The following is an 18,787-nucleotide window of genomic DNA, read 5'->3' as shown; positions in this document are numbered from 1 at the left end:
CAGCCTTGCTGATCCGGCAAAAGCGGACAATAGTCGCAAGAAGGCGAACTGTAACATCGTACGATCCCGATCGGCGCGTCACAAAGCGCCAAAACAGCACATTAACCTAGTTTTCGCTGATTTTCAGTCCAAATTCTCAGCCATTTAATACCAAAACACTCATCTAGCTCCATCACGCTAGTCATACACCAGCGTCACCCGCTCGTCGCCCAGCAAGTGACGCAAGCCTGTCAAAAGGTCATCCTCAGGCTGCACCCGCCAATCGCTACCCAACTGGATCAGGGTCCTGGCCTTGTCGCAACGGTATTCGACGCTGACCGGACAGGCCTCCGCACGATACGGCTTGAGCACTTCAACCAGCTCGCCCAGGAATCCGTTACCGAACTGGCTCGCATCCACCGAGACCCGCAACCCCCGACTGAAGCGCTGACGGGCCTCGGCCACCGCATACACGGCATTGGCGCGCACCTTGAGAGAGCCGGAGTAATCGTCGTGGCTCACCTCACCTTCTATCACTACAACGGCATCCTTGCGCAGAACCTCGCGACTCTCCATATAAGCTTCACTGAACAGCGTCACTTCGATCCGCGCGCTACGATCATCCAGGGTGGCAATCGCCATCGTCTGGCCGCGCTTGTTCTTCAGCACCCGAATCGCAACCACCAGACCAACGACCCGCTGCGATCCCTTGCCTGGCTTCAGGTTGGCGATGGCATTGGACGCAAACTTACGGACTTCCTTCTCGTATTCGTCGAAGGGATGCCCCGTCAGGTAGAGCCCGAGCGTATCCTTTTCCCCCTGAAGACGCTCCCTCTCGCTCCATTCCCGCAGATGGGACACGTCGGCATAGGGATCGCCGTTTTCAGTGGTTTCGACAACATCGCCGAACATATCGATGATGCCGGCATTTTCGTTGCGGGAGTTCTGGTCAGCCTGATGCACCGCCTTTTCGATGCTGGCCATCAGCCAGGATCGGCGAGGCCCCAACTTGTCCAGCGCGCCACCACGAATCAGCGCCTCGATGGCGCGCTTATTGACCTTGCGAAGGTCCACGCGATTACAGAAGTCGAAAAGATCGGTAAAGGGTCCGCCCGCCTTGCGCGCCTCCACAAGGCTGTGCACCGGCCCCTCCCCCAATCCCTTGATGGCGCCGAGACCGTAGACAATCTGGCCTTCCCGGTTCACGGTAAAGGTATATTCGGACATATTGACGTCGGGCAGCACCAGATCGAGATTCTGCTGGCGACAATCCTCGATCAGCGTCACCACCTTGTCGGTGTTCTGCATATCCGCGGTCAGAACCGCGGCCATGAACTCCGCCGGATAATGCGCCTTGAGCCAGAGCGTCTGATAGGACACCAGTGCGTAAGCCGCGGAGTGCGATTTGTTGAAGCCGTAGCCGGCGAACTTCTCCACCAGGTCGAAAATGTTTTCCGCCAGCTTGCGATCGATGTTGTTCTTCTCACAGCCCTCGATAAAGAAAGCCTTCTGCTTGGCCATCTCCTCCGGCTTCTTCTTACCCATGGCCCGGCGCAACAAGTCTGCACCGCCGAGCGTATAGCCGGCCATAACCTGGGCGATCTGCATGACCTGTTCCTGGTACAGGATGACCCCATAGGTCGGCTCGAGGACCGGTTTCAGCCCGGGGTACTGGAAGTCAGGGTGCGGATAGGAAATAGGGGCCTTGCCGTGCTTCCGGTCGATAAAATCGTCCACCATGCCCGATTGCAGGGGGCCCGGACGGAACAGGGCCACCAGGGCGATCATGTCCTCCAGGCAGTCCGGCTGCAAACGACGGATCAGGTCCTTCATACCACGGGATTCGAGCTGGAATACCGCGGTGGTCTCGGCGCGCTTGAGCATGTCGAACGATGGCGCGTCGTCCAGGGGAATAGCGCTGATATCGAGCGGTGCGTCACCGGTTTCCGCGCGGCGACTGTTGACCATCTCAAGCGCCCAGTTGATGATCGTCAGGGTCCGCAATCCCAGGAAGTCGAACTTAACCAGCCCGACGTCCTCGACGTCGTTCTTATCGAACTGGGTGACCAACCCCTCGCCTTCCTCGTCACAATAGAGCGGCGCGAAATCGGTCAGCTTGGTCGGTGCGATTACGACGCCCCCGGCGTGTTTGCCGGCATTCCGCGCCACACCTTCGAGCTTGAGGGCCATCTCCCAGATTTCCTGGGCTTCTTCATCCACCGCCAGGAATTCCCGCAGCGCCTCTTCCTGCTCGACGGCCTTTTTCAGGGTCATGCCCACTTCGAACGGGATCAGCTTGGACAGTTTGTCAGCCAGGCCGTAGGACTTGCCCTGCACCCGCGCCACATCGCGAACCACAGCCTTGGCAGCCATGGTACCGAAAGTGATGATCTGCGAAACGGCCTCACGGCCGTACTTCTCCGCCACATAGGCAATGACCCGGTCGCGGCCTTCCATACAGAAGTCGACGTCGAAGTCGGGCATGGAGACCCGTTCCGGGTTGAGGAATCGTTCGAACAGGAGATCGTAGCCCAGCGGATCGAGGTCAGTGATTTCCTGGGAATAGGCCACCAGCGAGCCGGCACCGGAACCCCGGCCCGGGCCGACCGGTACGCCGTTGTTCTTGGCCCACTTGATAAAGTCCATCACGATGAGGAAGTAGCCGGGGAACCCCATCTGGATAATGATGTCCAGCTCGAACTTGAGCCGGTCGAAGTAGGCCTGCCGTTTCTCTGCGTAGTTCGGGTCTTCGGGGTCCAGAATGGTTTTCAGCCGCTTTTCCAAGCCCTCTTCGGAGACATGACGGAAATAGTCGTCCATGGTCATGCCTTCGGGAACCGGGTAATTGGGCAGGAAGTACTCGCCCATACGCACCTTGACGCTGCAGCGTCGCGCGATTTCCACGGTATTCTCGATAGCTTCCGGAATGTCCCGGAACAGCTCGATCATTTCCTCCGGCGACTTGAGGTACTGCTCTTCGCTGAAACGACGCTCGCGCCGGGGATCGTCCAGGGCCCGGCTTTCACCGATGCAGACCCGTGCCTCATGGGCGTCGAAGTCGTCCCGGTTGATGAAGTGGACATCGTTTGTCGCCACCACCGGGCAGCCAAGGCGCGCCGCCAATTCGACACTAAGATGCAGGCACTCTTCGTCGTTGACCCGGCCGGTGCGTTGCAGCTCGATGTAGAACGCATCCGGAAACAGACTCATCCAGTAAGACGCGCGCTGCTCAGCCAGCTCCGGCTTGCCGCTCAGCAATGCTCGGCCCACCTCACCCATACGGGCGCCACACAGGGCGATCAACCCTTCGCTGCGGCCCTCGATCCAGGTCTTTTGGAGTATCGGGCGGCCCAAATGCTGGCCTTCGGTGAAGCCCAGTGATATCAGCTCCGTCAGGTTCCGGTAGCCGGTCAGGTTGCGGGCCAGCAACGTGAGACGAAAAGGCGTTTCCGGTTCGTCCGGGTTTTCCACCCAGACATCGGCACCGATGACCGGTTTGACGCCGGAGCCCAGCGCCGCCTTATAGAATTTGACCAGCGAACACATGTTCGACTGCTCGGTAAGCGCCACCGCCGGCATACCAAACTCGGCCACACGGCCAATCAGGGGCTTGATACGGACGATCCCGTCGACCAGGGAATACTCGGAGTGAACACGGAGATGGACAAACGTCTGTGACATGGGATCGGATCACTAACCTTTCGAGAGGCGCCTCGATCGAAGCGCCTTGAATGAAACAGGATATCGGCCGGAAACAGGCCCTGAAGATAGCGGTTCGCCAACGGGACTCTTGCCCGATCACGGCATCACTCGACGACTGTTCGGCAACAGCTCGTTAACGATTCAATAACAACATACTATTCAATAACGACATAGCTGTTAGGTGCACCGTTGCGCGCCTCGTACAGCGCGTCGTCGGCACGTTGCAGCATTTCCGTGTAAGTGCCTGCGTTGCCACGACGCTGAATGACACCGATCGCCGTACGCCCGTGAATCGAACCGTCGCGCCATTCTATCAGCAAATGGCCGACACGCTCACACAGTCGTTGCGCAACGTCGGCAGCCCCTTCCGAATCCGTGTGCGGAAGCACCACTGCCAGCAGGCTGCGATCAAAGCGACCGGCGATATCCGATTCACGCAGTGCCTGACGCACCACCGTCGCCACTTCACGCATCACCGTGGACTCTGCTTCCTCAGGCATCGGCGTTGCGCCGACGTCGATCAGGAGAAGGCTAAGAGGCTCGTCGTAACGGACACTGCGGCGAAACTCCGTCGCAAACCGGGTCTCCCAGAAGGTCCTGTTGTCCATCGCAGACTCACTATCGATCCGCTTGTGCTGCAACAGTTCCAGGCGAGCCTCCCGCTCACGGATCGTCTGCCCCAGGCGCTCACTGACGTCGGTCACCTGAACGCCCAACGCCTGCTCACCCTCATAGGGCAGCGCATACAGGGTAAACTCGACAAATACCGCAGAGGACGGTGAGAAAAGGCGTCGAATCACCTCCCCGGCCTGACGCCAGGCAACACAGAGCGGTTGGTCCGAAGACGCGACCTCGTCGCGCCATTTCGCCCATAGCAACTGACTGTATTCGAAGCCGTCCACCTCTGACAGCCTGTCTCCCCGGTTTAGACGGTTACCACTGAGCGTGCGCATTGCCCCATTGATAAAAACCACCTGCCATTGTGCATCGACGACCATCAGCCCATCCCGCATCTGCTCCAACCAATGCGGTGCCAACGCTTTTAGCGCCTGTTTGCTGCCGTTCTGACTCATAGATGTTTTCCAAACATTCCAACCAGGCTCCGGGGATACCCGCTGAAACTCGGGTCAGGAGCTTTATCGTTATCATTCGATTGACGCATGCTGACGGATACGCTTCAGCAATCCCTGCCGGGTCTGAACCCCAAACCGGGCTTCTTCCAGTTTGCCCTGCGGATCGATCAGGTAGGTCGCCGGGAGGGAAAGGGGGATCTTCCATCCCAGCTGTTCTCCGGGATTGACTGCCAAAACCCGGTAGTGGATGCCCATATCCTCGATCGCTCTCTTCAACGCAGCGCCTTGCTTATTATCGTAGTTCACACCGAGCACAGTGACCTGCGGATCTTCGTCAAGTCGATTCAACTCAGGCACTTCCCGGTGGCAGGGCCCACACCACTGGGCCCAATAATTGACCACCACCCACTGTCCCCGCAGGCTTTGCCAGTCGATGGTTCGGCCATCCGCATCCGTCAACGAGACCGAGCGGCTGCAACCGCTCAGGAAAAAAGCCAATAGCAGAAACCCAACCCATTTTTCGGGGTGCTTCAAGCGATAACCTCCTGCTAGACTGATGCCCCACGAACTCGATGCCGCTGCCACGGGCAACGGCTCACCCATGCTTTCTGTGGCTGGAAGGAAATTCTCAGAACCATGACAGATCAGATTACGATTTTCCATAATCCGCGCTGCTCCAAATCCCGACAAACCCTGGCACTCCTGGAAGAGAAAGGTATCGAGCCCGACGTGGTCCGTTACCTGGAGACCCCGCCGGACGCCTTGCAACTGCGTGACCTGCTCGCCAAGCTTGGCCTGTCAGCCCGTGAGCTCATGCGCACCAAGGAAGACGAATACCGCGAACTTGGCCTGAACGACACTGCGCTGAGCGAAGATCAACTGATCGAAGCCATGGTCGCACATCCCAAACTGATCGAGAGGCCGATCGTCGTTCGCGGTGACAAGGCCGTCCTGGGACGCCCGCCCGAATCCGTCCTGACCTTACTCTAAGGAATTGCCGTGGCAGATCAGCCATATATTCTAGTGCTGTATTACAGCCGCGGCGGTCATACCGCGGAGATGGCCCTGCAGATTGCCCGCGGCGTGGAACGTGCCGGGGGTATCGAGGCACGGGTCCGTACCGTGCCGCCCGTCTCCGCCGAATGCGAAGCCGTCACACCCGCGATTCCTGCCGAAGGTGCCGTTTATTGCACGGCGGACGACCTGCGCCACTGTGCCGGACTGGCGCTGGGCAGCCCGACGCGCTTCGGCAACATGGCCGCGCCGTTGAAGTACTTTCTCGATAACACCGGCGATCTTTGGCTGTCCGGCGCCCTCGTGGACAAACCGGCCTGCGTATTCACCTCGACGGGAAGCCTGCACGGCGGCCAGGAGTCGACCCTCCTGAGCATGACGCTGCCGTTGATGCACCACGGCATGCTGATACTCGGCCTGCCTTATACGTACGAGGAGTTGGGCCGAACCGAAGCCGGTGGAACGCCTTACGGCGCCAGCCACTGGGCCGGCTCCGACCATGACCGGTCTCTGTCCGACGACGAACGCCGACTCTGTCAACGATTAGGTCAGCGAATCGCCGGGATCGCCCTGCGCCAAAGGGAGTCCGCCTGATGTTGCATACGGCAAAGGCCCGTGTGACCCGTGTGCTGACAGTGCTGGTTTATGCCCTGCTTTTGGCCTGGCTGGTATTGACGACCTTTTGGCCTGCGCCGGTCGCCGGGGCATCCGCCGGATCGCTGCTGGCCGTCAAGCTCATTCCCCTGTTGATCTTCCTTCCCGGTGTCTGGCGCGGACAGAACCGGACGCTGATCTGGATGAGTTTCGTCCTGCTCTTTTACTTTCTGGCGGGATTCATGAGCGCCTGGGTACACCATGGTCACTGGCGGGATTCGATGGTGGCGGCGATGAGTGCGCTTCTGTTTGTGCTTTCGCTTTGCCACATTCGCCTCAACCGCCAATAATGGAAATACGACGCCAACTGTCCCCCACACCGGAATCGTCATGGCTGTTGCTACCGAACTGAGACCCGCCCACTACATCCTGAGCCTACGTGACCTCTGCAGTGCACTGGTCGAACAGGGCGAGCTGAGTCAGGACGACGCCGAAAAGATCCTGCATGCCCACATCGGTCAGGATGCGCAGAAGCGGCATCCCCTTGAACTGGTCGCGCAGTCCCAGGTCACCAGTCAGCGCACAGGCCGCACGCTCGACCTGGAAACGCTGACCCACTGGCTCGCCGACTGGTCGGGACAGTCCTACTATCACATCGACCCCCTGAAGATCGACGCGCCAGCCATCGCCCGTGCCATGTCTTACGCCTTTGCCCAGCGCCACGGCATCCTCGCCGTGGAAATCCACGAGGATGAGGCCTGGATTGCCAGCACGGAGCCCTTCAAGCGCGATTGGGAAGACAACCTGCGGCACGTATTGCGGCGCAACATACGCCGGGTCGTCACCAACCCTCAGGACATTCGCCGCTATACGGTGGAGTTCTACCGCCTGGCAAATTCCGTCAGTAAAGCCGGTGGCGGCAGCAGCGGTGGCCAGACGCAGAACTTCGAACAACTGCTGGACCTCGGCAGCGACAGTGCCAATCCGGATGCCAACGACCAGCATGTCGTCAACATCGTCGATTGGCTGCTGCAATACGCCTACGAACAGCGGGCCAGCGATATCCATATCGAACCCCGCCGGGATATCACCCAGGTCCGCTTCCGGATCGATGGCGTGCTCCACAATGTCTACGAATTTCCAGGTCAGGTGGGGCTCGCAGTGACCAGCCGCCTGAAGATTCTCGGTCGCTTGAACATCGCGGAAAAGCGCAAACCCCAGGATGGCCGGATCAAGACCCGTAAGCCGGACAACAGCGAAGTCGAACTGCGGTTATCGACCCTGCCGACCGCCTTTGGCGAAAAGCTGGTCATGCGGATCTTCGACCCGGAGGTTGTGGTTAAGTCTTTCGAGCAACTGGGTTTCTCAAGGGACGAACAAAAGCACTGGCAGGATATGACCCAACAGCCGCACGGCATCGTGTTGGTCACCGGGCCGACCGGATCGGGCAAAACGACAACGCTCTATTCCAGCCTGAAACAGATGGCGACACCCGAAGTGAACATCTGCACGATCGAAGACCCGATCGAGATGGTGGAACCTTCGTTCAATCAGATGCAGGTCCAGGCGGGCATCGACCTGACCTTCGCATCGGGCATCCGGGCACTCCTGCGGCAGGATCCGGACATTATCATGATCGGTGAGATCCGCGACCTGGAAACCGCCGAAATGGCCATCCAGGCAGCCCTGACCGGCCACCTGGTGCTATCGACGCTGCATACCAACGACGCGCCCAGCGCCATTACCCGCCTCATGGAGCTGGGAGTCCCGCCCTACCTGATCCGGGCAACCGTCAACGGCGTCATGGCACAGCGCCTGGCCCGCACATTATGCCCGCACTGTAAGGCTCCGGCCCCGATCGACAAGGGTGCCTGGGACAACCTGACCCGCCCCTGGAAGGCCAACGTGCCGGAAACGGGTTTTGCACCGGTCGGTTGTCTCGAATGCCGCAACACCGGCTACCTGGGCCGCGTCGGTATCTATGAGATTCTGACCCTGACACCCCGTCTGCGGGCACAAATCACCGATCAGACAGAGCTTGATACCCTGCGGCGGGATGCCTACAAGGACGGGATGCGTTCGTTACGCCTGAACGGCGCTCAAAAAGTCGGAGCCGGACTCACAACACTGGAAGAGGTTCTCCGCGTCACGCCTGAAAGCGAGCGCTAACCGAAACGCCGGGAAGAGGTACGCCTACAGGAGCGCCTGTACCGCTCCCCACCGATCATGTCTGCCCCTGGATTGACGAAGCCGTCTGTCCGAACAGGAGCTTCTTGCCCTCTTCCGTCACTGTCGGCCGATTCGAGTAGGGCTCAGCCTTGGCGTACGCACTAACCGTGCCGGGCCGCTGGGCAATACTGTCGAACCAGCGTCTCAAGTGCGGGAACTCATCCAGATTCTGCTGCTGACGCTCCCAGGGCACGATCCATGGGTAGGCCGCCATATCCGCAATCGTATAGTCATCGCCGGCGATAAACTCAGCCTCGGCAAGGCGACGATCCAACACACCGTAAAGACGGTTGGTTTCCTTCACGTAGCGCTCAATGGCGTAAGGGATTTTCTCCGGTGCATAGACACCGAAATGGTGATTCTGCCCAGCCATGGGGCCCAGACCACCGACCTGCCAGAACAGCCATTCGTTCACGGTCTTGCGGCCACGCAGATCCGACGGCAGGAATTGCCCGGTTTTCTCCGCAAGATAAAGCAGTATGGCGCCGGATTCGAAGACGGTAATCGGCTCACCCCCGTCCGCCGGGTCGCGATCAATGATCGCGGGCATGCGATTATTGGGCGAGAACACCAGGAACGCGGGTTTGAACTGGTCGCCGGCACTGATATCCACCGGGTGGATATCGTAGTCGAGCCCCGCCTCTTCCAGGAACAGCGTGACCTTATGGCCGTTTGGTGTGGGCCAATAATAAAGATCGATCATGACAAATCCTTCCTCCGCGGTTACAGGTTGTCCAGCAGGAAAAACACCGGTTTTACAATACCCTCCAACAACTCTCTATCCGGACGCGTTCGCGCCAGGACCCGAATACCCATCAAGACACCCAGTAGCAACCGAGCCAGGTCCGCTGCCGGCTGACGCGTGGTTATCGAGCCGTCCGCCTGCCCTGCAGTCACACAGCGCAGAAAGAACGCCTCGATATCCTTCAGGACACCGGCTACCACCTCGCGAAACTCGTCATCATGGGGTGCGACCTCCAGAGCGGAGTTCACTAACAGGCAGCCTTTACGCTCCGCATCATTCAAGGAGCGCTCGATGATTTCAGCATAAAAACGTTCGAGCGCTTCCCGCGGCGGAACTCCCGCAAGACGCTGAAGGCGATCTCCCACGGTCTGTGCCACATAGTGGTCGAGTGCCCGCCGGTACAAGCTGCGCTTGTCGCCGAAGGCGTTATAAAGACTGGCCCCCTTGATACCCATTTCCGCCGCCAGATCCCGCACTGACACGGCTTCGTAGCCACGCGACCAAAAACATTGGACCGCTTTCTCGAGTACGGCTGTCTCGTCAAATCCCCGTGGACGCGCCATGCGCACAAATCCTCGTTCAATGGTTGCAACTTGTTCAGCGGGAAATTTATGTTTATTTTAGATCGCTCGATCTAAAACTCAAATCAGCGATTCCCGTAATCGATGACACCGGTCAACCGAGAGGAGCAAGCCTGGATGATCCACTTCTACTTCCACCCTACCCCGAACCCTGCAAAGGTTGCGCTCTTTCTGGAAGAGTCCGGACTCGACTACGAGGCAGTCCCGGTCGACACCAGCAAAGGCGAGCAACACACCCCGGAATTTCGCACCATCAATCCCAACGGCAAGGTACCGGCCATTGTCGACAGCAGCGCCGCAACACCCGTACGCGTTTTCGATTCCAGCGCCATACTGCTTTATCTTGCCGACAAGACAGGCCGTTTTGCCGGTACGCCGGAGCAGCGTGGCGAACTGCTGTCGTGGCTCTTTTTCATTGGCTCGGGACTGGGTCCCTTTTCCGGTCAGGCCGTACACTTCCAGTGGGCTGCGCCGGAAAAGCTGCCGTATGCCATCAACCGGTATCGACGGGAAGCAGAGCGACATTACGACGTACTGAACCAGCATCTCGCCGACCGCGACTACATCGTCGGTGACGACTACAGTATTGCCGACATGTCCGCCTGGGGCTGGGTCGATCGGGCCGCTCGCGTCATGCCCGGCTCGGAAGACCCTCTCGGTCCCTACGCCCACATTCAGCGCTGGTTCAACCGGATCGACAGTCGTCCTGCCGCAGCGCGAGCCCGTGCGCTCGGTCAGGAGCATACGTTCAAGAAGGAGATGGACGAAGCGGCGAGACGCGCGCTGTTTCCTTCCAATTACCCGCAAGACGAAAACCGCGGGTAGCTCAGGAAAGACAGCCGGTCATCCGGAGTACCCGAATGACCGGCCTTGTGGAAAATCAGCGTGACGCGGTCTGCAAATAGCGTTCGACGTCGGCAAAATCGCGCGCCACCGCCCTTGAGGTTTCAGGCAGCTCACCGTCCCGCACCAACCAGCAGGTATGCAGGCCCGCAGATTCGGCCGCGATCAGCTCGGCCTCGATATCGGAGAGAAACAGGATTTCACCGGGCGCCATACCCAACGCATCGACGATCGCCTGGTAGGATGCCGTCTCTTTCTTACCGCCGATCCGTGTATCGAAGTAACCGCTAAACAGGGGGGTCAGGTCGCCATCGAGGCTATACCCGAACAGCAGCCTCTGAGCCTGCTCCGAACCGGAAGAATAGACGTAAAGGCGAAGGCCTCGATCATGCCAGCGGCGCAAGTGCTCCGCCGCATCGTCATAGACATGGCCCTGATAGGCGCCGCTGCGATAGCCTTCCGCCCAGATCATCCCCTGCAACGCCTTTAGCGGGGTCGCCTTGCGGTCCTCCGCGATCCAGCCCAGCAGGGTATCGATCTGACCGTCGAGATCGTCCGGCCCCAGACCCGCCTCCGCGGATACCGCTTCCAGCGCAGACTTCACTGCCGCTTCCCCGGCATGCTCTCGCACAAATGCCGCCATGTGTTCAGCGGCATAGGGAAACAACACTTCATGAACAAAGGAGATCGAACTGGTCGTCCCCTCGATATCGGTCACGATAACCCGAATCATGCGGCGTCCTGCGCCAGACCTTCATAACGCGGCAGCTGACTGGCGATATCGTCACCGGTGAACTGGGCCACCCAACCTTCCGGATTGGTGAACAGCCGGATACAGGTAAATTCCGGCTCAGGGCCCATATCGAACCAGTGACGGGTGCCGTCGGGAACGCTGATCAGATCGTTTTTCTCACACATGACGGCATAGACCTTATCCTCCAGGTGCAGATAGAAGATGCCCTGACCGCGCACGAAGAAACGGACTTCGTCCTCGCTGTGCGTATGCTCGTCGAGGAATTTCTTGCGGAATTCCTCCTTCTGGGGATGCGACGCGGTAAGGCTGACGACATCGGCGGTCTGGAAACCGCGCTCAGACTTAAGACGCGCCACCTCATCTGCATAGGCTTCAAGAATCTGCTCGTTGGTCGCACCGGACGACAGATCACGGGTCGGCCAGCGTTCGAAACGAATCTGTTTTTCACCCAGCAGACGGGCAATTTCATCGCCATCGCGGGTGACCAGAACCGGCTCCGCACTGTTCTCTGCAAAGATACTCAGCGTTGTCATTAGCTTCCCAACCTCATCGTTTCAAGCTCGCAATTCAACAAAAACTCCAGGGCTTCCACATGGCGCAGGCATTCCGCCATGCTGCGGCCCCAGGTGTAAAGACCATGCCCCCGGATCAGGTAAGCGGGCTGCTCCGGGTGATCCTGGAAATGGGCGCGTGTCGCTTCCGCCAGCGCTGCAATATCCTGGGTATTCTCGAAAATCGGGATAACCAGCGCCCCTTCATGGGTGGTCACACCGTTGAACGCCTTCTGCAGCTCGTAATCCTGCAACACCAACCGGTCCTGCCCGGCCAAGACGCGGCTGATAACGGTGGCATTGACGGAGTGCGTATGCAGCACCGCGTCGACATGGGGAAACAGATCGTAAAGGACGGTATGCAACAACGTTTCCGCCGAAGAACGGCAATCGCTCTGCACCGGTTCACCAGACAGGTCGACGACCATCACGTCACCCGCGCCCAGCTCGCCCTTGTGTTTGCCGGACACGGTAATCGCAATATGGGCCGCATCCACCCGCGCCGAATAGTTGCTGCTGGTGGCCGGCGACCAGCCTCGGGCATAAAGAAAGCGGCCTGCCTCGATAATGCTCTGGGCAGCAGCGGCATAACGGGTCACATCGAACACGCGGCATCCTCACTGATGTCATCAAACAAACGATTCTACGGCGCCATTACATCCTGACGATAAACGACACGACTACGCATTATGCGGACTTTGAAACAGGGCGACAAACGGAGAATGATACCCGGATCAGGTCGGGCGGGGCACGTTTCGGACCAGCAAACGATAACGCTCTGCCACAACCTGCGCCATCGCCGAAATCGCAATTTCCGCCGGCGTCTTGCTGCCGATATTAAAACCAATCGGCGCGTGCAGACGGGTCATGGCGTTGCGGTCGACTCCCAGTTGAAACAGACGCTCACGCCGGGCGGCGGACGTTCGCTGAGACCCCATTGCCCCGATATAGAAGGCCGATGAACGAAAGGCTTCCAGCAGGGCCATATCGTCCACCCGGGGATCATGCGCCAGGGCGAGAATCGCACAATAGCGGTCATGGAAACTTTTGCGAATCAGGTCGTCGGGCAGCACCTGCAGGGTTTCGATACCCGGCTCGTCCCAGCCGTTCAGGAAGGTTTCCCTCGGTTCGCAAACCGTCACATCGAAATCCGCCGCGGCCGCAAAGCGGGCAATAAAGCGGGACACCTCGCCAGCGCCGATCAGCAACATACGGGTGCGCGGCCCCAGCGTATGATAAATCGAAGAACCTTCCTGCAGGACACCCGGCGCCAAGGTCGCTGCCTGTAACACCGGTGCTGCGCCAGACAGGCTGAGAACCCGGGTCACCGGCTCCCGACGCTCCAGGCGTTCAACCAATTCAACCATGTGTGCCGTGGCGACATCACCGGACAGAGGCTCGATCAACAGGCGTATCTGACCGCCGCAGGGCAGCTGAAAGTGTGATTTATCGGCGTCGGTCACGCCATAATCCACGAAGGAGGGAGCCGCCGTTTCAGGCGCCTCTTCCGTAAAACGCCGGATCAGATCTTCTTCCAGACAGCCGCCCGAGACCGACCCGGCCCACTGGCCGGCAGCATTCACCGCCAGCATCGACCCAATGGGCCGGGGCGACGAGCCCCAGGTGTCGACAATCGTGCATAACCAAACCCGGGTCCCCGACTGTAACCAGTCGACGACCCGCGCCAGTACCTGAACATCCAGTGATCGCACGCGAAATCAGACCTCCAGCTTGAAGGGAAGCCGGCGCTGGCGCTTGCCGGTCAGCTGGAATAGCGCATTACCCAACGCCGGTAGTGACGGTGGAACGCCCGGCTCGCCCACGCCGGTAGGGTCGGCCTCGCTTTCGATGATGGCAACCTCGATACGCGGCGCGGTGTCCATCCGCAACATGCGGTAATTCTGGAAATTGCTCTGCTGGACGACGCCGTCCTTGAAATCGATCTCGCCGTACAGTGCTGCAGTCAGACCGAAGATGATGCCGCTTTCCATCTGCATGCGCACGATGTCCGGGTTCACCGCGCGACCGCAATCCACCGCACAGAACACCTTGTGCAGCTTGACCTCGCCGAATTCGATGCTGGCTTCCACCACCTCGGCGACATAGGTCTCGAAACTGCGATGAACGGCGATCCCTTGAGCATGGCCCTTCGGCAACGGTTTTCCCCAGCCGGCCATGTCGGCGGCTTTCTGCAAAACGGCCAGGCGGCGTGGATCTTTACGTAACAGGTGCGCCCGGAATTCGTAGGGGTCCTTCTCCAGCGCATGGGCAACCTCGTCCATAAAGGTTTCCACCGCAAAGGCGTTGTGCGAGTGGCCCACAGAGCGCCAGTAACTGACAGGGATGCCGGCGTCAGCCTTGGTGTGACGCACGACCACGTTGGGCACGGCGTAGGGATATTCCACCGCGCCTTCGTAGGCGGAGGTATCCACCGGCGCAATCAGCCCCTCCCCCAGTATCCCGATACGGGCCAATGCCCCCCACATGAACTTGGGCGTCCAGGGGTATTGGGCCGGGGCCGCATCCCGGGCATACCAATCCATCAGGTCGGGGCCCGTGATCTGGTGATCCCAGCCGGTCAATTCGCCTTTTTTGAGGGTCGCCCGCAGCCGGTGGAGCATGGCAGGACGATAGACGTCGTGTTGCATGTCGTCTTCCCGGGACCAGACCAGCTTGACCGGTCGTTTGACCTGCCAACAGATCGCGGCGGCTTCACCGATATAATCCTGCGAGAGCCGACGACCAAAGCCCCCGCCGATGAAGGTTGTGTGGACGGTCACATCGTCCGGCGACAGCCCGGTATCTCGAGCAGCCGCGATGCGCCCCAGATCCGGCGCCTGGGTCGGCGCCCAGATTTCCATGCCGCCTTCGGTCAGCCGCGCCGTACAGTTCATCGGCTCCATTGTCGCGTGAGCGAGAAACGGCTGCTCGTAGGTCACTTCCAGCTGACGATCCGCATCCTGGCGCGCCTCGTCGTAATCACCATCGTCCCGCTTGGTGCTGCCGGCATCCTTATCGGCCGCCTTGGCGTATTCCGCAAAGACATCCGCCGTGGACTTGAGCACCGCGTCTTCCTGGTTCCAGCTGACCTTGAGCGCCTGCCGGGCCTTGTAGGCCTGCCAGTATTTTTCGGCGACCACGGCAACACCATGCCGTGTTTGGACGATATCGATTACGCCAGACATAGCGCGCGCGGCCGAATCATCCACCGAGCCAATCTTGCCTCCCACCATCGGCGGCCGCAGCAGCGAGGCATAAGTCAGGTCCGGCAATTCACTGTCGATGCCGTAAACGGCTGTGCCCGTCACTTTGGCATGGGCATCCAGGCGATGCTTGAAATGACCGATATAGCGGAAATCCGCCGGGTCTTTGAGGGGCAGCGGGTCGGGCAGTTTTTCCTTCGCTGCCAGCTCGACCAGTTGTCCATAGCTCAGGGAACGCTGGCCATTGCTGTCCGAAACAATACCGTCCCGGGTCATACAATTCGACGGGTCTACCTGCCAGACACGTGCGGCAGCAGCCACCAACAAGGCCCGCGCACCGGCACCGGCCTCACGTATCTGCAGCCAGCTCGAACGCATGCTGGTACTGCCGCCGGTAATTTGCAGCTTGTAGAGCGGATTTTTATAGGGGTCTGCGACGGGCGCAAAAACGACATCGATCGTTTCCGGATCGACATCCAACTCTTCCGCCGCCAGCGTGGTCAAACCGGTGTAGGTACCCTGCCCCATTTCCACCCGGTCCAGGGTAAACTGCACCGCCCCCTGACGATCGACCTGCAGCCAGGCATTGGGTGTCCAGGACTGTTCCTTCTCGTCAAAACCGGTTTTGAACGTACTGCAGCCGGGCAACGTGAAACCGACCGCAAGCGCACCGCCAGACGTCATGGTGACTTTAAGAAAACCACGGCGGGATATCGGCTTCATGACACAGCCCTCCCGTCACCACCCGAGACCGAGGCATCGCTCGTTTTGCGCGCTTCGGCAGCGGCTTTGATTGCCTCCCGGATTCGGGGATAGGTTCCGCATCGGCAGATGTTGCCGGTCATCGCGGCATCGATATCGTCATCGGACGGTGAGGGATTTTCACGCAGCAACGCCAGGGCGGACATGATCTGCCCGGACTGGCAATAGCCGCACTGGGGAACGTTGTGCTCGCTCCAGGCTGCCTGCAATGGATGCAGCCCCTCCGCAGGCGTGATGCCTTCGATGGTCGTGATATCGTGGCCTTCGACCTGACTCAGGGACGTGCTGCACGAACGAATCGGTGAACCATCGAAGAGCACGGTACAGGCGCCGCAGAGGCCCGCACCACAACCGAATTTGGTGCCTTTCAAACCCAACTCATCACGTAGCGCCCACAACAGCGGCGTATCCGCATCGACGTCGAGCGAGCGCACCTGCCCGTTGACCTTGAACGAGATCGACATTCCCCCACTCCTTAGCTTTTTTCTTGTTGTTTCCGGCCGGATATTGCAATGACCCGGATGGCCGGCATTGGTTCCGGAGCCGTTCCGGAACCCGTTTACCAGAGCTATCCAGGCCTTATTTGATGACGGGCTGACCTTCGGCGTTATCCCAGATCTTACGATCGTTCTGGTTCAGCTTACCGTTGGTGTCCCAGAAAACACGCTTCTCAGGCGGCTTGACCTTGTTGTTGGTGTCCCAGACCTTGCGGTCTTTTTCCATTTGCCCATTGCTGTTCCAGATAGTACGACCGGCACAACCGGTCAGGACCAGTGCCACAAGCACAATCAGACTCGCCTGACGCATCATTCTTCCTCTAAAAGGGACCCCGCAAGCGCCTCCGCGCCATCCTTAATCATCGGGATCCGTGAATTTCACGATTATGCTGCTTTTGCTGCTCGTTCTTGCGCAACATGACGTACACCGCACCGGTGCCGCCATGATGGCGCTGCGCCGAATGAAATGCCATGACCGCATCGAGCTCCGTCAGCCACTTCGCCACATAGCTTTTCAGCAGAGCGATATTATCCGGATTACGCTCACCCTTGCCATGCAGTATCAATACGGACCTCAAGCCATAGCGCAGGCAGTCCTGCACAAAACCGAACACTTCCCTTCGCGCCACTTCTACCGTCATCCGGTGCAGGTCCAGTCGGGCCTCGATGCCATACTGCCCCAGACGCAACTTACGAAAGACACCATGTTGAACGCCAGGACGCATGAAGCTGAGTACGTCGTGGCTGGAGAGCAGGTCAACGTCGTTTGCCGTCAGGTGATTATCGTCCCTCGCCCCCTCAGAAACAGCAGCCCGCTGTCGCTCGAGATGACCGGGAGTAAGTTCGCGGGAAGCGCTGACGTCAGCACGGTTGGTCCGGCGAATCGGGCGGACGTCCTGCATTTCCTCCAAAAACTGCATTCGCTCATGTTTGGTCGTCATGATGGAACCCTGTCAAATTACGAAGGCGACCAGAGGCAATGCCTATTACCGTGACGCCACGGCAATACAACCGTTGCCGCTAATACAGGCGCAGACCAGGCTGAAAGGCCGAGATGACGCCAAGTTCAGACTTTACCATCGCCGACACACTCCCGGAAACTGTCGGCAATTCATGCGCTGGCGATCGCAGGAAGGAAGCACGGGCCCGCGGAGCCCGCGAGCCGGGAAACGACGGGGTTAGCGGATAAAGATATCGAGCCACGCCTGATAGATGGTGGCCGCATAGAACGGCAGCGCCACCAACGCGAAGGCGATGCCCAACAGCCAGCCCACAATCGGGATAAAGGCCGAGATCAGCCCGACCACGATCAGGGCCACCAGCCAGACCAGCCCCCAGATCAGGAAGGGCGTAACATTACGCATACAGGCCTTGAAACTCAGTTTCAGCGCCGCAACCGGTTCCACATCGTGCAAAAACACCAGGATTGGCGCGAAAAGGAAAGCCATCAGGACCGGAATCCACAAAGCCAGGGCGATCAACATTCCCAGCAACATGGTCAGGCCCGCCGTTGCCGGATGGAAGTCGCCAGCGGCCATACCCGGCTGCATGCTCATCATCGCATGCATCCCGCCCAGCCCCATCCCACCCAGGGCGAAAACACCGACAATCAGCCCCAGCACCAACAAAGACGCCAGATAGAGCGCGCCCACCACAAGCAGCGGAACGGGTTTCTGCAATGGCGCAAACAGATCGCTGATCGAAACCTCTTCGTCATTGGCGGCATGCTGCAAAGCCAAGTAGAAGCCGGCCCTGAAGTGGGGCGTAAACAGCGTAATCAGCAGACCTCCCAGGAACGGAATCCATACCACCACCAGGGCGCAGACAGCGGTTAACAGTACCAGCACCACCAGCATTCCGGGAGATTTAAGGAACAGCTTCCAGCCATCGAAGAACCAGTTGCTGCCACGTCCGGCCGGACATGCCGAAGGCTCGTGCCAAGGGGCGCCGGGCGCCTCGGGCGGCGGCATGGCCGCTTCCGGTGATTGGTATGGGTTATCGCTCATGCAAGATTCCTTCTTTGTCATTTCGCCGCGATGCCGTCGAAAGTTCGACGACAGGCCCGACTATCTCAGCGGTTTATGACAAAAGCTGTCAACCATTTCGTCGACTGTCGTTTCTTTCGCTTTCGTTTCTCCGACGACTTGGCCGACTGAGGTTTGACTGACCGTCGTTTGACTAACTGCCGTTTGGCCAACTGTAGCTTGGTCGACTGTCGCAACGCTCCTTTGTCCTATACTCTCGGCATTCCATTCAACTT

19 protein-coding genes are annotated in these 18,787 nt (G+C 59.3%); 5 read left to right on the top strand and 14 right to left on the bottom strand.

The window, feature by feature from the left end; translation table 11 throughout:
* Nucleotides 1–177 precede the first annotated feature (177 nt).
* The 3 genes from dnaE to CLR77_RS08870 form a co-directional block, all read right to left on the bottom strand.
* Complete coding sequence (dnaE, locus tag CLR77_RS08880) at nucleotides 178–3,660, bottom strand: DNA polymerase III subunit alpha (protein WP_097460262.1); 3,483 nt, start codon at nucleotides 3,658–3,660, stop codon at nucleotides 178–180.
* A 176-nt stretch (nucleotides 3,661–3,836) separates the two neighbouring features.
* Entirely contained in the window at nucleotides 3,837–4,754 is a 918-nt protein-coding gene (locus CLR77_RS08875) for a sensor domain-containing diguanylate cyclase (protein WP_097460261.1), read from the bottom strand.
* A 72-nt stretch (nucleotides 4,755–4,826) separates the two neighbouring features.
* Nucleotides 4,827–5,288: a TlpA family protein disulfide reductase gene (locus CLR77_RS08870; protein WP_227519858.1), complete on the bottom strand. Its 462-nt coding sequence runs from the start codon at nucleotides 5,286–5,288 to the stop codon at nucleotides 4,827–4,829.
* A 102-nt stretch (nucleotides 5,289–5,390) separates the two neighbouring features.
* Between CLR77_RS08870 and arsC the strand changes: the two genes are divergently transcribed.
* Genes arsC through CLR77_RS08850 form a run of 4 tightly spaced genes read left to right on the top strand, consistent with a single transcriptional unit; the run spans nucleotide 5,391 to nucleotide 8,531 of the window.
* On the top strand, nucleotides 5,391–5,744 hold the full coding sequence (gene arsC, locus CLR77_RS08865; protein ID WP_097460260.1) for an arsenate reductase (glutaredoxin): 354 nt from the start codon (nucleotides 5,391–5,393) through the stop codon (nucleotides 5,742–5,744).
* 9 nt (nucleotides 5,745–5,753) lie between these two features.
* Nucleotides 5,754–6,362, top strand: coding sequence for an NAD(P)H:quinone oxidoreductase (wrbA, locus tag CLR77_RS08860; protein WP_097460259.1), 609 nt, complete (start codon nucleotides 5,754–5,756; stop codon nucleotides 6,360–6,362).
* Nucleotides 6,362–6,712, top strand: coding sequence for a DUF2069 domain-containing protein (locus tag CLR77_RS08855; RefSeq protein ID WP_097460258.1), 351 nt, complete (start codon nucleotides 6,362–6,364; stop codon nucleotides 6,710–6,712). The genes wrbA and CLR77_RS08855 overlap by 1 nt, the downstream gene beginning before the upstream one ends.
* Nucleotides 6,713–6,752: 40 nt before the next feature.
* Nucleotides 6,753–8,531 (top strand): GspE/PulE family protein, encoded by a 1,779-nt coding sequence (locus CLR77_RS08850; RefSeq protein ID WP_097460257.1) that lies wholly within the window; start codon nucleotides 6,753–6,755, stop codon nucleotides 8,529–8,531.
* Between the two features lie 55 nt (nucleotides 8,532–8,586).
* On the opposite strand, the gene CLR77_RS08845 is transcribed toward CLR77_RS08850, so the two are convergent.
* Nucleotides 8,587–9,294: a glutathione binding-like protein gene (locus tag CLR77_RS08845; protein WP_097460256.1), complete on the bottom strand. Its 708-nt coding sequence runs from the start codon at nucleotides 9,292–9,294 to the stop codon at nucleotides 8,587–8,589.
* 20 nt (nucleotides 9,295–9,314) lie between these two features.
* Nucleotides 9,315–9,899 carry a TetR/AcrR family transcriptional regulator gene (locus CLR77_RS08840; RefSeq protein ID WP_097460255.1) on the bottom strand — a complete coding sequence of 195 codons (585 nt, stop codon included), beginning with the start codon at nucleotides 9,897–9,899 and terminating at the stop codon, nucleotides 9,315–9,317.
* Between the two features lie 135 nt (nucleotides 9,900–10,034).
* Between CLR77_RS08840 and CLR77_RS08835 the strand changes: the two genes are divergently transcribed.
* Entirely contained in the window at nucleotides 10,035–10,742 is a 708-nt protein-coding gene (locus CLR77_RS08835; RefSeq protein WP_097460254.1) for a glutathione S-transferase family protein, read from the top strand.
* Between the two features lie 55 nt (nucleotides 10,743–10,797).
* Here the strand turns inward: CLR77_RS08835 and mtnC are convergent, their stop codons facing one another.
* The 9 genes from mtnC to CLR77_RS08790 all read right to left on the bottom strand — a co-directional run bounded on the left by mtnC (nucleotide 10,798) and on the right by CLR77_RS08790 (nucleotide 18,533).
* Nucleotides 10,798–11,493 carry an acireductone synthase gene (gene mtnC / locus CLR77_RS08830; RefSeq protein WP_097460253.1) on the bottom strand — a complete coding sequence of 232 codons (696 nt, stop codon included), beginning with the start codon at nucleotides 11,491–11,493 and terminating at the stop codon, nucleotides 10,798–10,800.
* Entirely contained in the window at nucleotides 11,490–12,047 is a 558-nt protein-coding gene (locus CLR77_RS08825) for a 1,2-dihydroxy-3-keto-5-methylthiopentene dioxygenase (protein ID WP_097460252.1), read from the bottom strand. The genes mtnC and CLR77_RS08825 overlap by 4 nt, the downstream gene beginning before the upstream one ends.
* Complete coding sequence (locus CLR77_RS08820) at nucleotides 12,047–12,673, bottom strand: methylthioribulose 1-phosphate dehydratase (RefSeq protein ID WP_097460251.1); 627 nt, start codon at nucleotides 12,671–12,673, stop codon at nucleotides 12,047–12,049. Before CLR77_RS08820 ends, CLR77_RS08825 begins: the two co-directional genes overlap by 1 nt.
* Nucleotides 12,674–12,799: 126 nt before the next feature.
* Nucleotides 12,800–13,777 (bottom strand): XdhC family protein, encoded by a 978-nt coding sequence (locus tag CLR77_RS08815; protein ID WP_097460250.1) that lies wholly within the window; start codon nucleotides 13,775–13,777, stop codon nucleotides 12,800–12,802.
* Nucleotides 13,778–13,783: 6 nt separating this feature from the next.
* On the bottom strand, nucleotides 13,784–15,991 hold the full coding sequence (locus tag CLR77_RS08810; protein WP_097460249.1) for a xanthine dehydrogenase family protein molybdopterin-binding subunit: 2,208 nt from the start codon (nucleotides 15,989–15,991) through the stop codon (nucleotides 13,784–13,786).
* On the bottom strand, nucleotides 15,988–16,494 hold the full coding sequence (locus CLR77_RS08805) for a (2Fe-2S)-binding protein (protein ID WP_097460248.1): 507 nt from the start codon (nucleotides 16,492–16,494) through the stop codon (nucleotides 15,988–15,990). Before CLR77_RS08805 ends, CLR77_RS08810 begins: the two co-directional genes overlap by 4 nt.
* 115 nt (nucleotides 16,495–16,609) lie before the next feature.
* A complete protein-coding gene (locus CLR77_RS08800) occupies nucleotides 16,610–16,840 on the bottom strand; it encodes a hypothetical protein (protein WP_227519857.1) in 231 nt (76 codons plus the stop codon).
* A gap of 46 nt (nucleotides 16,841–16,886) precedes the next feature.
* Complete coding sequence (smrA, locus tag CLR77_RS08795) at nucleotides 16,887–17,468, bottom strand: DNA endonuclease SmrA (protein WP_097460246.1); 582 nt, start codon at nucleotides 17,466–17,468, stop codon at nucleotides 16,887–16,889.
* A gap of 237 nt (nucleotides 17,469–17,705) precedes the next feature.
* Nucleotides 17,706–18,533 carry a BPSS1780 family membrane protein gene (locus CLR77_RS08790; protein WP_097460245.1) on the bottom strand — a complete coding sequence of 276 codons (828 nt, stop codon included), beginning with the start codon at nucleotides 18,531–18,533 and terminating at the stop codon, nucleotides 17,706–17,708.
* Between the last annotated feature and the right edge of the window lie 254 nt (nucleotides 18,534–18,787).

The organism is Mangrovitalea sediminis (genome assembly GCF_002514725.1).
In the GTDB taxonomy this organism is placed as follows: Bacteria; Pseudomonadota; Gammaproteobacteria; order Pseudomonadales; family Oleiphilaceae; genus Mangrovitalea; species Mangrovitalea sediminis.
The sequence above is the reverse complement of the archived record's forward strand: the minus strand, read 5'-3'. Positions and strand labels throughout refer to the sequence as shown.